Here is a 20,169-nt window from a genome sequence, read left to right as displayed (position 1 = left end):
TCAGTTGATGTCGTCGCCGCTGATCTCGACGCGATGCCGCTCGCCGGCATCGAACTGGACGCTGAACAGACCGCGCGGCCGGTCGAATACGAACTCGCTGTGTTCGTTCAGCGACGCCTCCATCAACACGCGACCTCCTTTGTCCCTGACCAGCATCCGGACACCGGCGGCGGAGGAACCATCGGAAAACCCACCTTCGCACAGCACCGTGCCGTCGCCCCGATCGTAACAGGCCACGATCGGGGTATGCGCGAGAGCGGTGGCGCTGATGAGCAGAAGCGAGCCCAATACGGCCGAAAGAGGTTTCATGACGAGATCCCAGAGTGGTCGCACAAAACTCGAATCATCAGGATAACGCAGATAATAAACATTTCCATCTGCCAGGCCAACAGGGTCCGGGTGAACCGCCGGAGGAAGCGGCAGGACCGCCCTTTCGGGGCGTCGCGCGCGGCCCCGGAGGCCAAGCGGTCTGTGTGCGGAATGGCCGAAGGTCGGCGAGGTGTTCGGGCGTCTGCCCGAGAAGCTGGCGGATTCGCGCCAGTGCACCGCGCGGCTCGGATCAGTCGAACGACCACAGGCCGCGGATCGCGGCGATCCCCTGGGCGCCGGCCTGCCAGGCCGCCGCCAGGTCGTTTGGCCCGAGGCCACCCAGTGCATAGACAGGGCGATTGACAGGCTTGATCAAGGCCGCGAAGGCCGACCAGCCGAGCGGCGTCGCGCCCGGGTGGGTCGCGGTCGGTTTGACCGGCGAGAGCAGCACATAGTCGAGGTCCAGGGCCTCGGCTCGCGCGAGCTCGTCCGGCCCGTGACAGGAGGCACCGACCCAAGGATGCGCCGCGGGACGCGAGGTCACCTTCCGCAGCCAATGCGCCGAGAGGTGCAGACCATCGCCCGGCAGCGACCCGGCGAGATCTGGCGGCGCGTTCAGCACCAAGGTGGCGCCATGATCGCGGCAGCGGCGATAGGCAACGTCGGCGAGATCCGCGTAGGCACGCGCGTCGAGACCCGGCGCACGCAATTGGACCAACCGGATCCCGCCCGCCAGGGCGCGCTCGAGCCGCGCGACGAAGGCGACCGGATCCAGCGGGTCCGGACCCGTGATCAACAGCCGATCTGGGAGACGCAGCGCGGTCAGCACCGGGCGGTCGGCGGCCGGGAACCGACGCGCGCCCAGGTCATCGGGGTGCTGCCACGCCAGCGGCTGGCCCTCGCGGCCGACCGGCCGACCGGCGTAGCGCTCGACCCGATGGACGTCGAGGCGCACGACGCGATCGCCGTAATCATGATGGATGCAGATCAGCGGCCGGGACGCCAAGACCTGGATCCCCAGTTCCTCGTCGAGCTCCCGGCGCAGGCCCGTGAGCGGCGACTCCCCGGGCTCGAGCTTGCCCCCCGGGAATTCCCAGAGCCCGCCCTGGTGAGCGTGGTCGGGACGGCGCGCGATCAGGACCCGGCCCTGATCATCACGGATGGCCCCGGCCACGACCTCGATCACCGGTTTGGACATGGCCTCGAGCGCAGGCGCCGGACCACCGTCAGGAACGGTATTCGGCGTTGATGCGCACGTAATCGTAGGACAGATCGCAGGTCAGCACCCGCGTGGTGACCCTACCGCGTCCCAATGCGACCCGGATCAGGATCTCTGGAGCAGCCATCACAGCCCGGCCAGCCTCCTCCGTGTAATCCGGTGCCCGCCCGCCATCGGTGACGATCAGAACCTCGCCGAGCCAGATGCGCACCGCCGCGATCGCGAGCCCCGACAGACCGGCGCGGCCGACCGCGGCGAGGATGCGACCCCAGTTCGGATCCGATGCGAACAACGCGGTCTTGACCAGCGGCGAGTGGGCGATCGCATCGGCGACGCGACGCGCCTCGTCCTGGTCGGCCGCCTCCTCGATGACCAGGGTCACCAGCTTGGTCGCCCCTTCGCCATCGCGGATGATCGCCTCGGCCAACGCTTCGCAGACCTCGGTCACGGCATCGGCCAACGCACGGTAGTCGGCGCTTCCCGGGTCGGCAATCGCCGGACCGCCCAACCGCCCGGTCGCCGCCAGCACGCAGGCATCATTGGTCGAGGTGTCGCCATCGACGGTGATCGCATTGAAGGACCGATCGACGGCCTCGGCCAGACAGCGCCGGAGCAGCGACGGCTCCACGGCCGCGTCGGTGGCGAGGAAGGCGAGCATCGTCGCCATGTCCGGGCGGATCATCCCGGAGCCCTTCGCGATCCCGGTCAGCGCCGCGGTCCGTCCGGCGACCTGGAAGCGACGCGAGACCAATTTCGCCCGGGTGTCGGTTGTCAGAATCGCCCGTGCCGCGGCGGGCCAGGCCCGCTCGTCGAGTCCGGCCAGGAGCCCGGGCAGCGCTGCCCTGATCCGCGCGACCGGCAGCGGCTCGCCGATGACACCGGTCGAAAACGGCAAGACGGCGCGCGGATCCTCACCGGCGAGCTCGGCCAAGGCGGCACAGGCCGCCTCGGCATCGGCCAGACCGCGGGTACCGGTCCCGGCATTCGCGTTACCGGCATTGATCAGCAGAAAGCGCGGCGCACGGGCCGCGAGGTGACGCTCGGCAACCATCACCGGCGCCGCGCGAAAGGCATTGCGCGTGAAGACCGCGGCACACTGGGTCCCGTCGACGAACTCGAACAACGCCAGATCGTCGCGGTGGGTATAGCGGATGCCGGCCGCAGCCGTCGCCAACCGCAGTCCAGGGACCGGATCGAACATGAGGGCCGAATCGCTCATCGACGCTTTACCAGCGCAGTCGGGGGTCGGGCGGCGACGCGGGTCAGTCCACCTTGCCGTGGCATTGCTTGTACTTCTTGCCGGAGCCACAAGGGCAGGGCTCGTTGCGGCCGACCTTGCGTCCTTCGCGGATGAACGGCTGCGCCGCTGGTTCCCCCGCGGGCGACGCACCCGACTTAGCCGGGGCGGCCGGCGGTGGTTCACCGCCTTCGGGCTCGAGACCGCGGAATTCCTCGTGCGTGAACTGGAACTTCTGTGGCGGCGTCGGTGACGTGGTCAGCTGCCCGATCTGTTCCGGTGCCTGAATCTGGAGCCTGAGCAGCGTCGTCGTGACCTCTTGCTTGATCGTCTCGAGCAACGCCGAGAACATCGCGAAGGCCTCGCGCTTGTATTCCTGCTTCGGGTTCTTGGCCGCGTAGCCCCGCAGGTGAATCCCCTGACGCAGGTAATCCATCGCCGCCAGGTGGTCCTTCCAATGGGTGTCCAGCGTTTGCAGCATGACCCCTTTCTCGACCTGACGCATCCGTTGCGCACCGATGGTCTGCTCCTTTTCCTTGTACTGCTCCGCCAACCGGTCGGCGATACGCTGACGAAGCGTATCCTCGTACAGGTCGTCCTCGTCGTCGAGCCACGGCTGAATCGGCCAGTCGCCGCCGAAGGTCTCGGTCAGCGCCTCGGTCAGACCGGGGATGTCCCATTGCTCGTCGAGGCTGTTCGGCGGGATGTAGCGATCGATCAGACGGTTCAGCACATCCTCGCGCATCGCGGTGATGGTCCCGGAGACATCGCCCTCGTCCATCAATTCGCGCCGCCGCTGATAGATGACCTTGCGCTGGTCGTTGGCGACATCGTCGTATTCGAGCAATTGCTTGCGCAGATCGAAGTTGCGTCCCTCGACCTTGCGCTGGGCGTTTTCGATCGCCTTGGTGACCCACGGGTGCTCGATCGATTCGCCCTCGGCCATGCCGAGCTTCTGCATCAACGACGAGACCTTCTCCGATGCGAAGATCCGCATCAGATTGTCCTCGAGCGACAGATAGAAACGGCTCGAGCCCGGATCACCCTGACGTCCGGAACGGCCGCGCAACTGGTTATCGATGCGGCGCGACTCGTGGCGTTCGGTGCCGATCACATGCAAGCCGCCGGCGGCCACCACCTGCTGGTGACGCTGCTGCCAATCGGCGCGGATCCGGTCGTGGTCGGCGTCTGGGCCCGCATCATCGAGTTCGGCGTCGAGACTACCACCGAGGACGATATCGGTCCCGCGACCGGCCATGTTGGTCGCGATGGTCACGGCACCGGGGCGACCAGCCTGGGCGATGATCCCGGCCTCGCGCTCATGCTGCTTCGCGTTCAGAACCTGATGCGGGATCTGTGCCTCATCGAGAAGCTTGTCGACCAGTTCCGAGGCCTCGATCGACGCGGTGCCGATCAGCACCGGCTGACCGCGCGCGACGCAGTCTTTGGCATCGGCGACGATTGCCTGGTACTTTTCCTTTTGCGTCAGATAGATCAGGTCGCCGCGATCGTCGCGGATCATCGGCACGTTGGTCGGGATCACGACCACCTCGAGGCCGTAGATCTGCTGGAATTCGAAGGCCTCGGTGTCCGCGGTGCCGGTCATGCCTGCGAGTTTCGGGTAGAGCCGAAACAGGTTCTGGAAGGTGATCGAGGCCATCGTCTGGTATTCGGGCTGGACCGCGACCCGTTCTTTGGCCTCGACGGCCTGATGCAGGCCTTCCGACCAGCGCCGGCCGGGCATCGTGCGGCCGGTGAACTCGTCGACGATGATGATTTGGCCATCGCGGACGATGTAATCGACGTTCTTCTGAAACAGCGCGTGCGCCCGCAGCGCCGCGTAGACATGGTGCATCAGCACGATGTTCGCCGGGTCGTACAGGCTCTCGCCCTCGCCCAAGAGTCCGAGCTCGGTCAGCTTCTCCTCGACCTTTTGATGGCCATCTTCGCTCAGGTAGGCCTGGCGCGCCTTCTCGTCGATCGAGTAGTCACCCGGACCGAAATCCGGCTTGCCTTCGTCGTTCGTGATCGGTGCCTGACGGCTCAGGTGCGGGATGATCTGATCGATTTGCTGATAGAGTTCGACACTGCCTTCGGACGGTCCCGAGATGATCAAGGGCGTGCGCGCCTCGTCGATCAGGATCGAGTCGACCTCGTCGATGATCGCGAAATTCGGCTCCCGCTGTACCCGCTCCTCGACCGCGAAGGCCATGTTGTCGCGCAGGTAGTCGAAACCGAATTCATTGTTCGTGCCGTAGGTGATATCGGCCTGGTAGGCTTCGCGGCGCTTGACCGGGCGCAGATGACGATGGCCCTCGCCATCCGAGTTGTCCGGCTCGTGCCCGGCGTCGAACAGATACGAGCCGGCATCGGGACTCTGACGGTTCGAACTATTGATGACGCCGACCGTGAGGCCCAGAAAATCATAGATGCGCCCCATCCAGACCGCATCGCGCCGCGCCAGATAGTCGTTGACCGTCACCACATGGACGCCTTTGCCAGGCAGGGCGTTCAGATAGGCGGCGAGCGTCGCGACCAGGGTCTTGCCCTCACCGGTGCGCATCTCGGCGATCTTGCCGCTGTCGAGCACCATGCCGCCGACCATCTGCACATCGAAGTGGCGCAAGCCAAGCGTACGTCGGCTCGCCTCGCGGACGACCGCGAAGGCCTCGGGCAGGAGTTCGGCGAGCGCCGCGCCCTTGGCCAAACGAGCCCGAAACTCTTCGGTCTTGGCCCGCAAGGCCTGATCGGAGAGCCGCTCGAGCTGCGGTTCGAACTCGTTGATGCCGGCCACCGTCTTCAGCAGCCGTTTGACAAGTCGCTCGTTGCGACTCCCGAAGACTTTGTGAAAAAGGGTCTTGACCATCCGTCGATACGTCGTTGATGCGTTGGATTGGGAAAAACTCGCGCGAGGATAACCGAAAACGGTGCCCACCGCAGTCTCGTATCGCCCCTGGCGATCCCCGGATCATCGCGGGGACCGGATCATCGCGGGGAAGTGCGTCGAGGCTCCGCTGGCGACAGGCTCAGGCCGAAGCGGGCATCCCTGCCATGAACACGAATCGCGCCATACCCGGGCTCTTGCGACATCAACCGGGGGAATCGGGATCGATCGCCGCCACCGCGGCCGGCGGCGATCGCTCGAGGTACTCCATCGGGTCGATCGCCTGCCCCTCGCGGAGCACTTCGAAGTGGACATGAGGCCCTGTCGCGACGCCGGACGATCCGACCTTGGCGATCACGTCGCCACGCGCGACGAGTTGACCGACCTCGACCAGGTTTCGCGAGTTGTGCGCGTAACGCGTGACCAGGCCGTCCAGATGTCGAATATCGACGACCCGCCCGTAGCCACCACGGGTCCCAGCGAAGACCACGACGCCATCGGCCACCGCGACGACGGGCTCGCCGGCTTTGCTGGCAAAATCGACGCCGCTGTGAAAGCTCCGCTTGCGATGGATCGGATGATGGCGATACCCGTACAAGGACGAGATATAACCGCTCCGCACCGGCCAACCGGCCGGCAATGCGTAGTCGATCAAATCCTGCTCCATGATCGATTCTTCGAGCAGCCCCAACTTGCGCTGACGATCCTCGAGCATGTCCTCGATCTCGAGCAGAGACCGCGTCAAATCCTGAATCCTGGTCTTTCCCGACGCCGGCTGGTCGATCCCGCCGAGCGACGGAGGATTGACGAAATCGAATTCGTCCGGGGCCAACCCGGCCATCTGGACCAAACGCTGACCCAGGGCATTGAGCCGCAGGATGTCTGCCTGCATCTCGCCGACCCGTCCTGCGATGGCGTCGATGTGGGATTGCAGCTCGCGGCGTTCCGCCGCGAGCACTTGTTCCATCAGATGGGCCCTGACCTGCGCGGTGGCCAAACCAGCCACGTCATCCAACGACCCGCCAACGCCGCCCCCCGCTCGACCGAGCCAGTACCCGACACCACCGAACACGGTGGACACGATCAGCAGCGCGAGGAACGCAGCAGCGGCTTGCCCTCGCATCCCGTTGACCAAATGCATCTTCACTGTACCCTTGCCGTTGCCCGAGGCCACCCGCTCTGCATCGACGAGACGCAACCGCGACCGCGACGCAGACAGCCCCACGCTGCCCCGAAACCCCGGGCTCCAGCGTGATAAGCGACCCTCAATGTCTATTCAGGGTATCATTCGGACTCATCCAGCACCAAACTGGGCTGGCGTGAACATGGCCAGCGGGCGTTCGTCGACGGGCCAACGGGGACGGGCTCACGGCCCGGCGGCGCGCCCCCTGCCGGCACGAATGCAACCTAGCCAGACAGCGCCCGGACAGATCGAACCCAGGACCGAGAGCCTGAAGAATGGAGCCAAAATGACGATGCGTCAGGTGTTCGGCTTCCTGCAAAGCAACGCCGCGATCGAGGCCGGAATGGACGCTTCCCGTCGCGATCAGGCGGTCCTGACAAAGGTCCTGAAGGTCCTGCCGCAACCACTCCGGGCGCATTGCCAACGTGTCGTGATCAAGCCCGACAAGGTCGTCTTGTACACGAACTCGGCAGTCTGGGCGACGCCCTTGCGTTTCCTGGCGCCCGAGATCGTGCGCGCGGTCGGCACCTTGAAACCCGATATCCAGTCTTGCCAGGTGCGCGTGCGGCCGCAAGCGGACAATGAGCGCGAGACACATCGAGAGCCTCGCCGCCGACGGCTATCCTCGCACGCAGCTGGCCACCTCATCGCAGCGGCGCAAAGCATGACCGACCCCGGTCTGGCGGCGGCCTTCCACCGTCTCGCCGCTTCGGCCGAGATTCAGCCTCCGCCGACAGCGGACCGAGTGCTGGAAAACGAACCGAGGTCGCCGGAGGGAAGTCAGCCGACCGGGACAGGCGGCCGGTAAGCCGCAGGCACCCGTGCCGCTTCGTCGAACACGACCTCCTCCCAGGCCGAACGGTCCGCGAGCAGGGATCGCAAAAGCTGGTTGTTCAGTGCGTGGCCCGACTTGTGACCACGGAACGCCCCGATCAATGGACGGCCGAGCAAGTACAGGTCGCCGATCGCATCGAGGACCTTGTGACGAACGAACTCGTTATGATAGCGCAGGCCATCTTCGTTCAGGATCCGGTAATCATCGACGACCACCGCATTGTCCAGGCTCCCACCGAGAGCCAGGTTCTGTTGCCGCAGCGCCTCGATGTCGCGCAAGAAGCCGAAGGTGCGGGCTCGGCTCACCTCTTTGATGAAAGAGGTGGTCGTAAAATCGAAACAGGCGCTTTGCCCACGCGACGCGAAGACCGGGTGATCGAAGTCGATCGACAGATCGACGCGAAAGCCGTCCAGCGGCTCGAAGGCCGCATATTTATCGCCGTCCTCGATGCGCACCGGCCGCCTGATCCGGACGAAGCGCTTCGGCCGGTTCTGCTCCTCGATTCCAGCCGATTGGACCAGGAATACGAAGGGTCCGGCACTGCCATCCATGATCGGAACCTCCGGCGCATTGACATCGATGCAGGCATTATCGATGCCCAATCCGGCCAACGCCGACAGGATGTGTTCAACAGTCGAGATGCGGGCCGCGCCACAGCCAAGCGTCGTTGACAGACGGGTATCGCAGACATTCTTCGGGCAGGCCGCGATCAAGGCCGGCGGGTTCAGATCCACACGCCGAAAGAGGATACCCGTATCCGGAGGCGCCGGCCGCAACGTCAGGTCGACCTTGCCCCCGGTGTGCAACCCAACCCCGGTTGCCCGAATCACATTTTTCAGCGTTCGTTGCCTGATCATCGCGCTCCTCTCCCGTCGCTACCGCGGTATACCGACACTGTTCACCAAGCCCCACGCGAGGCAGAGCAGCCCTAGAAACGGCTGCTCTGCCCGGGTCGGCTTGGTCGTCTCCCCGGTTGCGAACGGCGAAGGTCGCCGCGCATTAGGGTTTTCCCGCATTTTTATCAGGAACGAAGAGCGATTGCAAGCAAATCGGCTGAAAAACCTCGCAGTCTAGTTAGAGGGAATTCCCCGTTAATCGGCCTGGCGGCGCAGGAAGGCGGGGATGTCCAGATAATCGAGATCCGAATCCTCGTTCGCCTCCGCGACCCGATGAGCGCCGGCGATTTGGCCTCGCCGATATACCGCCGGCCGATCCATGTCACGATAATCAGCACCGGTACCGGCCCCAGCGTCCCGCGATACCAAGCGCATCGTTCGATTCCCCTGTGCCGGAGCCCGCCGCGAAGCGACGCGCTCGCGCCCGAGACCCGTCGCGACCACGGTGACCCGCAACTCCCCGTCGAGCGACGGGTCGATGACGGTCCCGACGACGACATTGGCCTCGTCATCGGCGAAATCGCGGACCGTGTTGCCCACCTCGTCGAACTCGCCGATCGACAGATTCGTTCCTGCGGTGATGTTGACGAGGATACCCCGAGCACCCGACAGGTCGATATCCTCGAGCAGCGGGCTGCTGATCGCTGCCTCGGCGGCCAATCTCGCACGGTCCTCACCTGACGCGGAGCCGATCCCCATCATGGCTTGCCCCATCTCCGCCATCACGGTCTTGACATCGGCGAAGTCGACGTTGATCAAGCCCGGGCGGGTGATCAACTCGGCGATGCCCTGTGTCGCATTGAGCAGGATGTCGTTCGCGGACTTGAAGGCGTTGAGCAGACTGACCTCCTTGCCGAGCACAGCCAAAAGCTTTTCGTTCGGAATCACGATCAGGGAATCGACATAGGATGCCAGATCCTGGATCCCGGCATCGGCGACTTTGCGCCGCCGGCCACCCTCGAACGGAAAGGGCTTGGTGACGACGGCTACGGTCAGAATACCAAGCTCCTTCGCGACCTCGGCGACCACCGGGGCCGCCCCGGTTCCGGTTCCGCCGCCCATCCCGGCGGTGATGAAGACCATATCGGCTCCATCCAGGGCATCACGAATCCGCTCCCGATCCTCGATCGCGGCCTGCTTGCCGATCTCCGGATCGGCGCCGGCGCCGAGCCCCTTCGTGATACTGGCCCCGAGCTGCAGCAGGGTCTTGACATTGCAGCCGCGCAGGGCCTGGGCATCGGTATTGGCGCAGATGAAATCCACACCGTCGATCGAGGCCTCGACCATGTGATTGATCGCATTGCCACCGCCACCACCGACACCGACAACCTTGATCACTGCATTCTGACTATGGGTATCCATCAGCTCAAACATAATCGTGTTCCTCGCTTTGCTCGCATTGACTCGCTTCGTTGCCGGACCACCGGCAAAGATCCCCGCATCAGCAACCACGCCCGATCGTCCGCACCACCGGGACGATCGCCGCACCTCGACACCGACCTAAAAATGCCCTTGAAACCAACTGCGCATCCGTGCCCAGATCCCCCTGAGCCCCACCGGTGGCCCCATCTCCGACCCAAGGACGAAGCGGTGCTGGCGGGCATACATCAGCAGACCCACCCCGGTCGCGAAGCGTGGATCACTGACGACCTCCTGCATCCCGACGTAATGCTGCGGCACACCGAGCCGCACGGGCATTTCAAAGACCTCCTCGGCCAACTCGACGAGGCCGAGCATCTTGGCACTGCCGCCCGTCAACACCACGCCGCCGGCCACCAGATCCTCGAAGCCGCTGCGTCGCAGTTCGCCCTGGAGCAGCGACAACAACTCCTCGTAGCGGGGTTCGACGACCTCGGCCAGGGTCTGGCGCGACAAACGCCGCGGGGGCCGTTCGCCGATACTCGGCACCTCGATGTAGTCACCACCTTCGGCAAGCCGCGACAAGGCCCGGGCATGTTCGACCTTGATCGCCTCGGCGTACTGGGTCGGCGTGCGCAATGCCACAGCGATATCGTTCGTGACCTGGTCGCCGGCGATCGGGATCACGGCGGTATGACGGATCGCGCCGTTGGTGAACACCGCCATATCGGTCGTTCCGCCACCGATATCGACGAGACACACGCCGAGTTCCTTTTCGTCCTGCGTCAACACCGAGTAACTCGAACTCAACTGTTGCAGGACCAGATCATCGACCTCGAGACCGCAGCGGCGAATACACTTGACGATGTTTTGCGCGGCACTGACGGCGCCTGTGATCAGGTGCACGCGGGCCTCGAGCCGCACACCACACATGCCGATCGGTTCGCGAATCCCTTCCTGATCATCGATGATGAATTCCTGCGGCAGGATGTGCAGGACCTTCTGATCCGCAGGTATGGCAACGGCCCGCGCCGCATCGATACAGCGATCGACATCGGCCTGGGTAACCTCGCGGTCCTTGATCGCCGTAATACCGTGAGAGTTCAGGCTGCGGATGTGACTTCCGGCGATCCCGGCGTGCACCGAATGGATCTCGCAACCCGCCATCAGCTCGGCCTCCTCGATGGCCCGCTGGATCGACTGGTACGTGGACTCGATGTCCACGACGACCCCTCTCTTCAAGCCGCGGGATGGATGGGTTCCCACCCCGATGATCTCGATCTGGTCGTCCGCTTTCAGTTCGCCAACCAATGCAGCGACCTTCGAGGTGCCGATATCCAGGCCGACCAGAAGGTTCTTGTCATTCTTTTTGGGCATCAGACTCAACTCCGACCCTTGATGTATCCATGCTCGACCGAGACCGCCGCGGGCCTGCTGGTGCCCGACCCCTCGGCCCATCGGACGGCCAAACCATTCGAGTAACGCAGATCCACGACCCGCGCATGCCCGACGAGGCGCAGCGACGGGTAGGCCTGAATGAAGCGCGCGATCCGCTCGTCGAGGTACCGGGTACCGAGCACCAGTTCGGCGCCATCCCGCAAACGCAAACGCCACGCATCACGCGCATCCTGTTCCACTGCCGTGACGACCAACCCCAGCGGTGCCAATCGGTCACGCCACTCGCGGTAGCGGGCGACCACGTGCGGCGCCGCGCGCTCGTCGCCGGCTAAACGCGGCAGGCCAGGCGGAATCGTGGCCGGGTCCGGTCTGAACACCACGCCGTCTGCTGTGACCAGCCCGTCGTCACCCCAACGCGCGATCGGCCGGTGTTCGATCACCGTCAACTCCAGACGCTCGGGCCAGACCCGGCGCAGGCTGACAGCGGCCACCCAGGGCAAGTCCTCGACGGCCGCCTTGATGCCGCGCAGGTCGACCATCACGAGCCCTCCATCGAGCCGGTCGGCGACCGTCTCCTGCAGCACCGGCAACGAGTGACGGTGAACCTCGCCATCGATCGCGATCACGCGCACCGGCAACCGGTTCGGCTCCAGGCGGTGCAGTAGGGCCACGCCCTGCACCATCACACCGATCAAAACGACGACGAAGACCCAGCGCAGGATCGTCTGACCGCGCGTGATGGGAACGCTGCCGCTATTCGACATCGCACTGGTCATCCGCGAAACTCGTCATCAAGATGCCCCAGACCAGGTCTTCGAAGCTCATCGCGCGCGCGCGCGCCGCCATGGGCACCAGACTGTGATCGGTCATGCCCGGCACGGTATTGATCTCCAGCAGGTACGGCTGTCCGGCGGCGTCGACCATCAGATCGACACGCCCCCAACCGCTGGCTCCAACCGCCTCGAAGGCATCCATCGCGAGTCGCTGAAAGGCTTGCTCCACATCGGGGTCCAAGCCGCATGGGCACAGGTAACGTGTCGTCTCGGCCGAGTACTTGGCCTCGTAGTCATAGAAGGCGCGCGGCGTTTCGAGGCGGATCATCGGGAGCGCCTCGCGCCCGAGGATCGCGCAGGTGTACTCCGCTCCATCGATCCAGCGCTCGGCGATCACCAGCGAATCGTATTCGGCGGCCGCACGCCAGGCCTCGGCGAGGGCCACCGGGTCGGTGACCTTGGCCATACCGATGCTGGAGCCTTCTCGCACCGGCTTGACCATCAACGGAAAACCCAGGGCAGCGGCGGCATCCAAGTCACCCTCGGCGCGCAGCAACACAAAATCCGCAGTGGGAAGACCAGCCCCCTGCCAGGCGAGTTTGCATCGGTACTTGTCCATACCGAGCGCCGATCCGAGCACACTTGAACCCGTGTAAGGCAGACCCAAGGTCTCGAGCGCCCCCTGAATCTGACCGTCCTCCCCGCCACGGCCATGGAGCACGATGAAGGCGCGCGCGAACCCCCCGGCCCGCAACCTTTCGAGGATATCCGGGCCCGGGTCCAGCGGATGCGCGTCGACACCGAGGTTGACGAGCGCCGTCAGAACCGCCTGACCACTCTTCAGCGACACCGCGCGCTCGGCCGAGCGACCACCGAAGAGCACCGCGACCTTACCGAACACCTGCGGATCCCGCCTCATCGCCATGCACCCCCTATCTGTTTGACTTCGGGCACTAAACACACCCCCGCACTCCGCTCGACCTCCGTTTGAACCAAGGCCATCAATCGTTGAATATCCGAAGCGCTGGCCGTGCCTGTGTTGATGATGAAGTTCGCGTGCTTCGGCGATACCTGGGCACCGCCGATCCGCCGCCCCTTGAGGCCGGCGGCCTCGATCAGCCGCGCGGCATGATCACCGGGTGGGTTGCGAAAGACCGAACCGCAGCTCGGTAAACCAACCGGCTGAGCCCTGGCACGAGCCGCGAGCAGGTCACGGATTCGCCGCTGCGCAGCCTCGCCATCACCCGGCGTCAGATCCACCTCGACGGCCAGGAACCATTCGCCTTGAGGGCCGTGGACCGCGCGGTACCCGACGTCGAAGTCATCCGGGGTCCGCTCCCGGACCTGGCCCCACCGATCGACGGTTCGCACCCGAACCACATGGGTCCAGGTCTCGCCGCCCCAGGCCCCAGCATTCATTGCCAGCGCCCCGCCCACAGTGCCCGGAATACCGGCCAGGAACTCGACTCCGACCAAACCCTGTCGCACGGCAAAGCGCGCGAGTCGTGCCGAGCTGACCCCGGCCTCGGCGTACAATCGGGTATCCCCGGTCCGTTTCAGCACGTTCAGCCTCCCAACCGTCTGAATGACGGTGCCCGGAAAGCCGTCATCAGCGACCAGTAGGTTGCTGCCCAAACCAATCCACAGCAGCGGTTCCGATGGTTCCACGCGGCGAAGAAAGGCGACCAGATCCGCCGCATCCGCGGGTCGGTAGAAATACCGAGCCGGGCCACCAACCCGCCAACTCGTATGGCCGGCGAGCGGCTCGTCCTTGCGCAGCTCCCCGCGAAGCCCTTGCTCATTCATCCTTTTTTCGCTGGTCCCGGAGGGACCCGGCATACCGTTGTCGGCGGCACCGACCGCGACCGGTTCTGGGCCGGTCGGCGGCGCTGACAAGCGCGATTCAAGGGCTCTCCGCAGCCCATCCGCAATCGTGATGGCTTCATCGATGTCATCAGGCGATCCCCTCGCCCAGATACCTGGTCAGGGAATCCGCGAGACCGCCGATGTCGCCGGCCCCCATGATCAACACCAGGTCGCCGTCCAACAACAGGGTGTCGAGAATCCTCGCGGCCTCGTCGGGGTCCTGCGCGAAGACCGGATCCAGATCACCGCGCGTCCGGATCGCCCGGCTGAGCGTGCGGCCATCGGCCCCCGGGATCGGCGACTCGCCAGCCGCATACACGTCGCAAAGAACGAGTCGGTCGACGCTGGAGAGGACCTGCACGAAATCCTCGAACAGGTCACGGGTGCGGGTATAGCGATGGGGTTGAAAGACCAACACCAGTCGACGGTCGGGCCAGCCGCCGCGCGCAGCAGCGACCGTCGCGGCAATCTCCCGCGGGTGGTGGCCATAGTCGTCGACGAGGATCAGGTCACGATGGCGCCGATCGAACCATGAGCGGGTCACGAAACGGCGCCCGATCCCTTCGAAGCCGTCCAAGGCCCGACGTATCGCCTCCTCGTCGACGCCCAGTTCCAGCGCCACCGTCACCGCCGCCAGGGCGTTCAACACGTTATGTCGCCCGGGCAGATTCAGATCGATCGGCAACGGGGCATCGAGTTCGGCGGCCTGGACCTCGAAGTGCATGCGCAGGCCCTGCTGGCGAATCGCCACGGCCCGCACGTCCGCGTCCGGTCCCGTGCCATAGGTCCGAACCGGTCGCGACACGAGCGACGCCAAGGCGCGCGTCTCCTCGTCGTCGGCGCACAACACGGCGAGCCCGTAGAAGGGCAGATGGTGCAGGAACTCCCCGAAAGTTCTCCTCAAGACATTGAAATCATTACCATAAGTCGACATGTGGTCGGCATCGATATTGGTCACGATCGCCACCGTCGGCTGCAGGTACAGAAACGAGGCATCGGATTCGTCGGCCTCGGCAATCAGATATTTGGTTGTTCCAAGGCGTGCATTGGCCCCGGCACTGTTGAGACGCCCACCGATGACGAAGGTAGGATCGAGCCCACCCTCGGCCAGGATGCTCGCGACCAGGCTGGTCGTTGTCGTCTTGCCGTGTGTGCCAGCGACCGCGACGCCGTAATAGAAGCGCATCAGTTCAGCGAGCATCTCGGCACGGCGCACGACCGGGATCCGCGCGGCACGCGCGGCGCAGACTTCCGGGTTGGTCTCGTCGATGGCCGATGACACGACGACCGCATCCGCGTCGAGGACATGCTCGGCGCGGTGTCCCAGCTGAACCGACACACCGCGTTCGACGAGTCGCCGGGTCGCCTCACCGGCGCGGAGGTCGGAACCGGAAACCTCATAGCCCAGATTCGCCATCAGTTCCGCAATGCCGCTCATGCCGGAACCGCCGACGCCGATGAAGTGCAACCGTCGGATCCGGCCCATGCGCGACGCATCGTGCTGGCAGTGCGGATTCATCGCCTCCTCACCTCGCCGCAGGCATCGAGGATCCGTCGCGCTGCATTCGGCTCGGCGCGCGCGCGGGCCGCCTCGGCCATCGTCAACAGAGCCTGGCGGTCAGCCAGCAGAAGGGTCAACAGTTCTGCCAAACCGGCGACGGTGAGATCGGATTGGCGCACCATCCGTGCCGCACCGGCCTCAGCCAGGAACTGCGCATTCGCGGCCTGATGATCGTCGACCGCGAATGGATAGGGCACCAGGATCGCCCCGACCCCGGCCGCCGCGAGTTCGGACACGGTCAGCGCACCGGCGCGGCCGATCACCAGATCGGCCCACTCATAGGCCTGCGCCATGTCATCGATGAACGACACCAGGTCGGCCTTCACGCCGACGGCCTCGTAGGCCCGGCGGGCGAGATCGATGGTCCGATCGCCGCATTGATGGCGAACCTCGGGCCGTTCACTGACGGGCATCCGGGCCAATGCGGCCGGAACCGCCTCGTTCAGCGCCTTGGCCCCGAGCGACCCGCCAAGAACCAGCAAACGCGGCGGCCCACGGCGATCGGCGAAGCGCTGCGCGGGCGGCGGCAACGCGACGATGTCCGCACGCACCGGATTGCCACAGACTCGGGCCCGACGGGCCGCCGGAAAGCTCTCGGGGAAGGCCTCGAAGACTTGATCGGCAATCCTGGCGAGCCATCGATTGGTCAACCCCGGGACCCGGTTCTGCTCATGAATCACCAAAGGCACTCGATGCAGCACCGCCATCACCGCCGCTGGACCTGCGACGAACCCACCCATGCCCAACACGACATCCGGTCGCCGTCTGCGCAGAACACGGCCGGCCTGCCACACCGCTCGGGCTAGCCGCGGTGGTGCCGCGAGCAGCTCGGTCACATGCTTCCCGCGCAGCCCGGATACGGTCATGACATCCAACGGATAGCCCTGCTGCGGGACGATCCGTGCTTCGAGGCCGGCTCGCGTACCGAGCCAGGACACCGACCAACCGCGATCGCACGCAAGATGCGCGACCGCCAACGCCGGGAACACGTGCCCGCCGGTGCCTCCTGCCAGGATCATCAAACGCGGACCCATCGCTGCCTCTTGCCTGAACCGGCCTCCAAAGCGGCGCGCTGCCGCTGCCCGCGATCGATGCTGAGCAGCAATCCGACGGCCATCGCGCTGACGATCAGGCTGTTGCTGCCGTAGCTGATGAAGGGCAACGTCAGACCCTTCGTCGGCAGCAGACCGAGACTGACACCGAGATTGACGAAGGCCTGTAGTCCTATGCTCAACCCGATACCATGCGCTAGATAGGCCGCGAACCATTCATCCTCGGCGATCGCGCGCGCGCCGATGGCAAAAGCGCGCCATGTGACGAAGGCGAAGGCACCGATGAGTACCAGGATTCCGGCCAAGCCCAGCTCTTCGCCGATGACGGCGGCAATGAAATCCGTGTGAGGCTCCGGCAGGAAAAACTGTTTCTGAATCCCGTTACCGAGCCCGACGCCGAACCATTCGCCGCGTCCGAACGCGATCAGGGCCTGAGTCAGCTGGTAGCCGCCGTCGAACGCGTGCTCGAATGGGTTGCGGAAGTACAGCACCCGCTCGACGCGGTACGGCTCCAGAATGATCAGCGCAACGAAGGCGATGCCGACCAGGACGACCAAGAGGAGGAAATACCTCGCCTGGACACCGCTGAGGAACATCAGCCCGAGGACCACAGCCATCATCACAGCCACGGTACCGAAGTCCGGTTGGATCATGATCAGCGTACCCGCCAGCACCATCAGCAACATCGGTCGCACGAAGCCATGGACGCTGTTCAAGACCGCCTCGCGGTGGCGCACCAGATATCCCGAGATATAGACGATCGCGAACAGCTTCATGAACTCGGCGCTTTGCAGGTTGAAGGGACCGAGCGGGATCCAGCGCGTCGCACCATTGACCGTATGCCCGACGCCGGGAACCAGCACCAGGACCAGCAACGCCAGGCCGACCAGGAACAGGATCCCGCCACTGCGCTGCCACCAGCTCAACGGCAACGCGAAGGCCAGGATCCCCGCCGCCAGGGCCAGACCCAGCGCGATCGCCTGGCGCGTCAGGTAGAAGAAGGGGTCGCCGAAGGTCCGATCGGCCAATGGCATCGACGCCGACGCGACCATCACCAGCCCGAGGCCGATCAAACCCAGAACGCAGAGCAGCAGCGCAAAGTCGATCGGTGCCCTTGCGCCGAGTCGACGGCGCCCTGCGGCCACTGCGAGGCTCATCGTGGCAACCTCCGCACCGCCTCGGCGAACACGCGACCGCGGTGTTCGTAGTTCTCGAACATATCCAGGCTCGCGCACGCCGGCGACAGCAAGACGCAATCGTCGGGTTGGGCAAATGCCGCCGCCTGACGCACGGCGTCGTCCATGTCGCCAGCCTGGCCGACGGGCAGGCTCCCGTTCAGCGCCGCGGCGATCCGCGGCGCGTCGCGGCCGAGCAGCACCACCGCGCGGGAGGTCCGCACGATGGCCGCTGCCAACGGACCAAAATCGGCCCCCTTGCCATCGCCGCCGGCGATCAGCACGGCACGGTGGCGGCTACCAGGTGGGACCAGTCCCTCGAGCGCGGCAACGGTCGCGCCCGGGTTCGTGCCCTTCGAATCGTCATACCAGCGGCACCCGGCCCGTTCGGCGACCAATGCACTGCGATGCGGCAGGCCACCGAAATGACGCAGCGCCTCGCACATCGCCTCGCGCGGTAGGCCGGCCGCCTGCCCCAAGGCCAGCGCGGCCAACGCATTGGCCTGATTGTGGCGACCCGGGATCCGCAGTTCGTCGGCTCGCAGCCAGGGCATCCCGCCGCGAGCCAGCCAGGTCTCCCCGCCCTGATCGAGCAGGCCGAAGGCGTCTGGATCCGGCACCCCCATCGTGAAACCGCGGCGCTCGGCCGAGCCGGTCGGCATGACCCGCACCAGCGGATCATCGAGGTTGATGATCGCGATCTCGGCCCCGTGGAAGATCCGCGCCTTGGCCGCTCCGTAAGCCGCCAGATCCGGATACCGGTCCATGTGATCCGACGACAGGTTCAAGACGACCGCCGCACGCGCGCGCAGCGAGTAGGTAGTCTCCAGCTGAAAGCTCGACAGTTCCAGGACATAGAGCTCGACGCGATCGTCGAGCAGGTCCAGTGCCGGCTCCCCGAGATTCCCGCCGACCGCGACCCGCACGCCGGCCCGCGCGGCCATCTGTCCCACGAGGGTCGTCACCGTGCTCTTGCCATTGGAGCCGGTGATCGCCACGACCGGCGCGCGAGCGGCCAACGCGAAGAGCTCGATGTCACCGACGACGGGAACACCGCGGGCCATCGCCGCCTGGATCAGGGGTTCGGCGACCGGCACACCGGGGCTGACGACCAATCCGTCGGCGACGGCGAAGACCTCCTCGCGGAAGCCATCGAGAAACAGGGCCACATCGGGCAATTCCGCACGTAGTTGGTCGAGGCCGGGTGGTACCGCACGCGAGTCGGTCACGGCCACCGGCACGCCCTGCGCCCGCAGAAAGCGCGCGCACGACAAACCCGTGCGCCCGAGTCCAACAACCAGGGTTCGCGCCAGTGGGCTCTTGTGCCAGGTCCCGGCCATCATCGGATCTTCAGGCTCGCGAGACCGATCAGGACCAGGATCACCGTCATGATCCAGAAGCGCACGATGACCCGCGGCTCCGGCCATCCCTTCAGTTCGAAATGATGATGCAGTGGGGCCATCCGGAAGATACGCCGGCGCATCAGCTTGAACGAAGCGACCTGGAGCATCACCGACAGGGTCTCGGCGACGAAGATGCCACCCATGATGAAGAGCACGAGTTCCTGGCGCGACAGGACCGCGATCACGCCAAGCGCCGCGCCGAGTGCCAACGCACCGACGTCGCCCATGAAGACCTGGGCGGGGTAGGCATTGAACCACAGGAAACCAAGGCCCGCCCCGACCAACGCGCCGCAGAAGATCACGACCTCGCCGACCCCCGGGATATAGGGGATCCGCAAATAGTTCGCGAAGTCCACATGCCCGGTTGCATAGACGAAGATCCCGAGCGCCCCACCGACCAAGACCGTCGGCATGATCGCAAGGCCGTCGAGGCCATCGGTCAGGTTCACCGCGTTGCTGGAGCCGACGATGACGAGATAGGCGAGCAGAATGAACCAGGGACCGAGCTGGATCGAGACATCCTTCAGGTACGGCACCAACAAGGCGGTTTCGGCCGGCGTCGAGGCGACCAGGTACAGAACCACGGCCGCGATCAGACCGAACAGACTCTGCCACAGATACTTGTAACGCGACGCCAAGCCCCGCGGATCCTTGAGGACCAGCTTCCGGTAATCATCGACCAGACCAACCGCACCGAAGGCGAGCGTCGTCAACAGGACGATCCACACGTAATGATTGGTCAGATCGGCCCACAGCAGCGTGGCGACCCCGATCGCGACCAGGATCAGGGCGCCGCCCATCGTCGGGGTACCGGCCTTCGACAGGTGGCTCTGCGGGCCGTCCTGACGCACCGTCTGCCCGATCTTGTACGCGGTCAGCCGCCGGATCATCGGCGGACCGACGACAAACGAGATCACCAGTGCGGTCAGGACGCCAAGGATCGCGCGCAGCGTCAGATAGCGGAACACCGAGAACGCGCTGAAATGCTGCGCGAGCCAATCGGTCAGATAGAGCAGCAC

The 20,169-nt window shown here is 65.3% G+C and carries 17 protein-coding genes; 1 reads left to right on the top strand and 16 read right to left on the bottom strand.

Annotation, left to right across the window (positions count from 1 at the left end; all coding sequences use genetic code 11):
• The 5 genes from ABC977_RS04850 to ABC977_RS04830 form a co-directional block, all read right to left on the bottom strand.
• On the bottom strand, positions 1 to 546 hold the full coding sequence (locus ABC977_RS04850) for a hypothetical protein (RefSeq protein ID WP_369666113.1): 546 nt from the start codon (positions 544 to 546) through the stop codon (positions 1 to 3).
• Between the two features lie 13 nt (positions 547 to 559).
• Positions 560 to 1,507: a Nudix family hydrolase gene (locus ABC977_RS04845; protein ID WP_369666112.1), complete on the bottom strand. Its 948-nt coding sequence runs from the start codon at positions 1,505 to 1,507 to the stop codon at positions 560 to 562.
• Positions 1,508 to 1,535: 28 nt separating this feature from the next.
• Positions 1,536 to 2,747 (bottom strand): bifunctional glutamate N-acetyltransferase/amino-acid acetyltransferase ArgJ, encoded by a 1,212-nt coding sequence (gene argJ / locus ABC977_RS04840; RefSeq protein ID WP_369666111.1) that lies wholly within the window; start codon positions 2,745 to 2,747, stop codon positions 1,536 to 1,538.
• 43 nt (positions 2,748 to 2,790) lie between these two features.
• Positions 2,791 to 5,631 carry a preprotein translocase subunit SecA gene (secA, locus tag ABC977_RS04835; protein ID WP_369666110.1) on the bottom strand — a complete coding sequence of 947 codons (2,841 nt, stop codon included), beginning with the start codon at positions 5,629 to 5,631 and terminating at the stop codon, positions 2,791 to 2,793.
• Between the two features lie 223 nt (positions 5,632 to 5,854).
• On the bottom strand, positions 5,855 to 6,790 hold the full coding sequence (locus ABC977_RS04830) for a M23 family metallopeptidase (RefSeq protein WP_369666109.1): 936 nt from the start codon (positions 6,788 to 6,790) through the stop codon (positions 5,855 to 5,857).
• A 328-nt stretch (positions 6,791 to 7,118) separates the two neighbouring features.
• Between ABC977_RS04830 and ABC977_RS04825 the strand changes: the two genes are divergently transcribed.
• Complete coding sequence (locus tag ABC977_RS04825; RefSeq protein ID WP_369666108.1) at positions 7,119 to 7,640, top strand: DciA family protein; 522 nt, start codon at positions 7,119 to 7,121, stop codon at positions 7,638 to 7,640.
• On the opposite strand, the gene lpxC is transcribed toward ABC977_RS04825, so the two are convergent.
• The 11 genes from lpxC to mraY form a co-directional block, all read right to left on the bottom strand.
• Positions 7,613 to 8,524: a UDP-3-O-acyl-N-acetylglucosamine deacetylase gene (lpxC, locus tag ABC977_RS04820; protein WP_369666107.1), complete on the bottom strand. Its 912-nt coding sequence runs from the start codon at positions 8,522 to 8,524 to the stop codon at positions 7,613 to 7,615. The genes ABC977_RS04825 and lpxC overlap by 28 nt on opposite strands.
• A 234-nt stretch (positions 8,525 to 8,758) precedes the next feature.
• Positions 8,759 to 9,937, bottom strand: coding sequence for a cell division protein FtsZ (gene ftsZ / locus ABC977_RS04815; protein WP_369666106.1), 1,179 nt, complete (start codon positions 9,935 to 9,937; stop codon positions 8,759 to 8,761).
• Positions 9,938 to 10,063: 126 nt separating this feature from the next.
• Positions 10,064 to 11,299 (bottom strand): cell division protein FtsA, encoded by a 1,236-nt coding sequence (gene ftsA / locus ABC977_RS04810; protein ID WP_369666105.1) that lies wholly within the window; start codon positions 11,297 to 11,299, stop codon positions 10,064 to 10,066.
• A 5-nt stretch (positions 11,300 to 11,304) separates the two neighbouring features.
• A complete protein-coding gene (locus tag ABC977_RS04805; protein ID WP_369666104.1) occupies positions 11,305 to 12,096 on the bottom strand; it encodes a cell division protein FtsQ/DivIB in 792 nt (263 codons plus the stop codon).
• On the bottom strand, positions 12,074 to 13,012 hold the full coding sequence (locus ABC977_RS04800) for a D-alanine--D-alanine ligase (protein ID WP_369666103.1): 939 nt from the start codon (positions 13,010 to 13,012) through the stop codon (positions 12,074 to 12,076). Before ABC977_RS04800 ends, ABC977_RS04805 begins: the two co-directional genes overlap by 23 nt.
• Complete coding sequence (gene murB, locus ABC977_RS04795) at positions 13,009 to 13,899, bottom strand: UDP-N-acetylmuramate dehydrogenase (RefSeq protein ID WP_369666102.1); 891 nt, start codon at positions 13,897 to 13,899, stop codon at positions 13,009 to 13,011. The genes ABC977_RS04800 and murB overlap by 4 nt, the downstream gene beginning before the upstream one ends.
• A gap of 148 nt (positions 13,900 to 14,047) precedes the next feature.
• Positions 14,048 to 15,478 carry a UDP-N-acetylmuramate--L-alanine ligase gene (gene murC, locus ABC977_RS04790; protein WP_369666101.1) on the bottom strand — a complete coding sequence of 477 codons (1,431 nt, stop codon included), beginning with the start codon at positions 15,476 to 15,478 and terminating at the stop codon, positions 14,048 to 14,050.
• Entirely contained in the window at positions 15,475 to 16,554 is a 1,080-nt protein-coding gene (murG, locus tag ABC977_RS04785) for an undecaprenyldiphospho-muramoylpentapeptide beta-N-acetylglucosaminyltransferase (protein ID WP_369666100.1), read from the bottom strand. The genes murC and murG overlap by 4 nt, the downstream gene beginning before the upstream one ends.
• Positions 16,539 to 17,729: a putative lipid II flippase FtsW gene (gene ftsW / locus ABC977_RS04780; protein WP_369666099.1), complete on the bottom strand. Its 1,191-nt coding sequence runs from the start codon at positions 17,727 to 17,729 to the stop codon at positions 16,539 to 16,541. Before ftsW ends, murG begins: the two co-directional genes overlap by 16 nt.
• The gene (gene murD / locus ABC977_RS04775; RefSeq protein ID WP_369666098.1) at positions 17,726 to 19,090 is read right to left on the bottom strand and encodes a UDP-N-acetylmuramoyl-L-alanine--D-glutamate ligase; all 1,365 of its coding nucleotides are present in this window, start codon (positions 19,088 to 19,090) and stop codon (positions 17,726 to 17,728) included. The genes ftsW and murD overlap by 4 nt, the downstream gene beginning before the upstream one ends.
• A complete protein-coding gene (gene mraY, locus ABC977_RS04770; RefSeq protein WP_369666097.1) occupies positions 19,087 to 20,169 on the bottom strand; it encodes a phospho-N-acetylmuramoyl-pentapeptide-transferase in 1,083 nt (360 codons plus the stop codon). The genes murD and mraY overlap by 4 nt, the downstream gene beginning before the upstream one ends.

This window comes from Thioalkalicoccus limnaeus (genome assembly GCF_041197575.1).
Lineage (GTDB): Bacteria > Pseudomonadota > Gammaproteobacteria > Chromatiales > Chromatiaceae > Thioalkalicoccus > Thioalkalicoccus limnaeus.
The sequence above is the reverse complement of the archived record's forward strand: the minus strand, read 5'-3'. Positions and strand labels throughout refer to the sequence as shown.

Bases quoted from the DNA above. Each gene is read 5' to 3' on its own strand.
- ABC977_RS04830 (WP_369666109.1), bottom strand. From the start codon at position 6,790: ATGCATTTGGTCAACGGGATGCGAGGGCAAGCCGCTGCTGCGTTCCTC.
- ftsZ (WP_369666106.1), bottom strand. From the start codon at position 9,937: ATGTTTGAGCTGATGGATACCCATAGTCAGAATGCAGTGATCAAGGTT.
- ftsA (WP_369666105.1), bottom strand. From the start codon at position 11,299: ATGCCCAAAAAGAATGACAAGAACCTTCTGGTCGGCCTGGATATCGGC.
- murC (WP_369666101.1), bottom strand. From the start codon at position 15,478: ATGAATCCGCACTGCCAGCACGATGCGTCGCGCATGGGCCGGATCCGA.
- ABC977_RS04805 (WP_369666104.1), bottom strand. From the start codon at position 12,096: ATGACCAGTGCGATGTCGAATAGCGGCAGCGTTCCCATCACGCGCGGT.
- lpxC (WP_369666107.1), bottom strand. From the start codon at position 8,524: ATGATCAGGCAACGAACGCTGAAAAATGTGATTCGGGCAACCGGGGTT.
- secA (WP_369666110.1), bottom strand. From the start codon at position 5,631: ATGGTCAAGACCCTTTTTCACAAAGTCTTCGGGAGTCGCAACGAGCGA.
- ABC977_RS04825 (WP_369666108.1), top strand. From the start codon at position 7,119: ATGACGATGCGTCAGGTGTTCGGCTTCCTGCAAAGCAACGCCGCGATC.
- murD (WP_369666098.1), bottom strand. From the start codon at position 19,090: ATGATGGCCGGGACCTGGCACAAGAGCCCACTGGCGCGAACCCTGGTT.
- murG (WP_369666100.1), bottom strand. From the start codon at position 16,554: ATGGGTCCGCGTTTGATGATCCTGGCAGGAGGCACCGGCGGGCACGTG.
- ABC977_RS04800 (WP_369666103.1), bottom strand. From the start codon at position 13,012: ATGAGGCGGGATCCGCAGGTGTTCGGTAAGGTCGCGGTGCTCTTCGGT.
- argJ (WP_369666111.1), bottom strand. From the start codon at position 2,747: ATGAGCGATTCGGCCCTCATGTTCGATCCGGTCCCTGGACTGCGGTTG.
- ftsW (WP_369666099.1), bottom strand. From the start codon at position 17,729: ATGAGCCTCGCAGTGGCCGCAGGGCGCCGTCGACTCGGCGCAAGGGCA.
- murB (WP_369666102.1), bottom strand. From the start codon at position 13,899: ATGAATGAGCAAGGGCTTCGCGGGGAGCTGCGCAAGGACGAGCCGCTC.
- ABC977_RS04845 (WP_369666112.1), bottom strand. From the start codon at position 1,507: ATGTCCAAACCGGTGATCGAGGTCGTGGCCGGGGCCATCCGTGATGAT.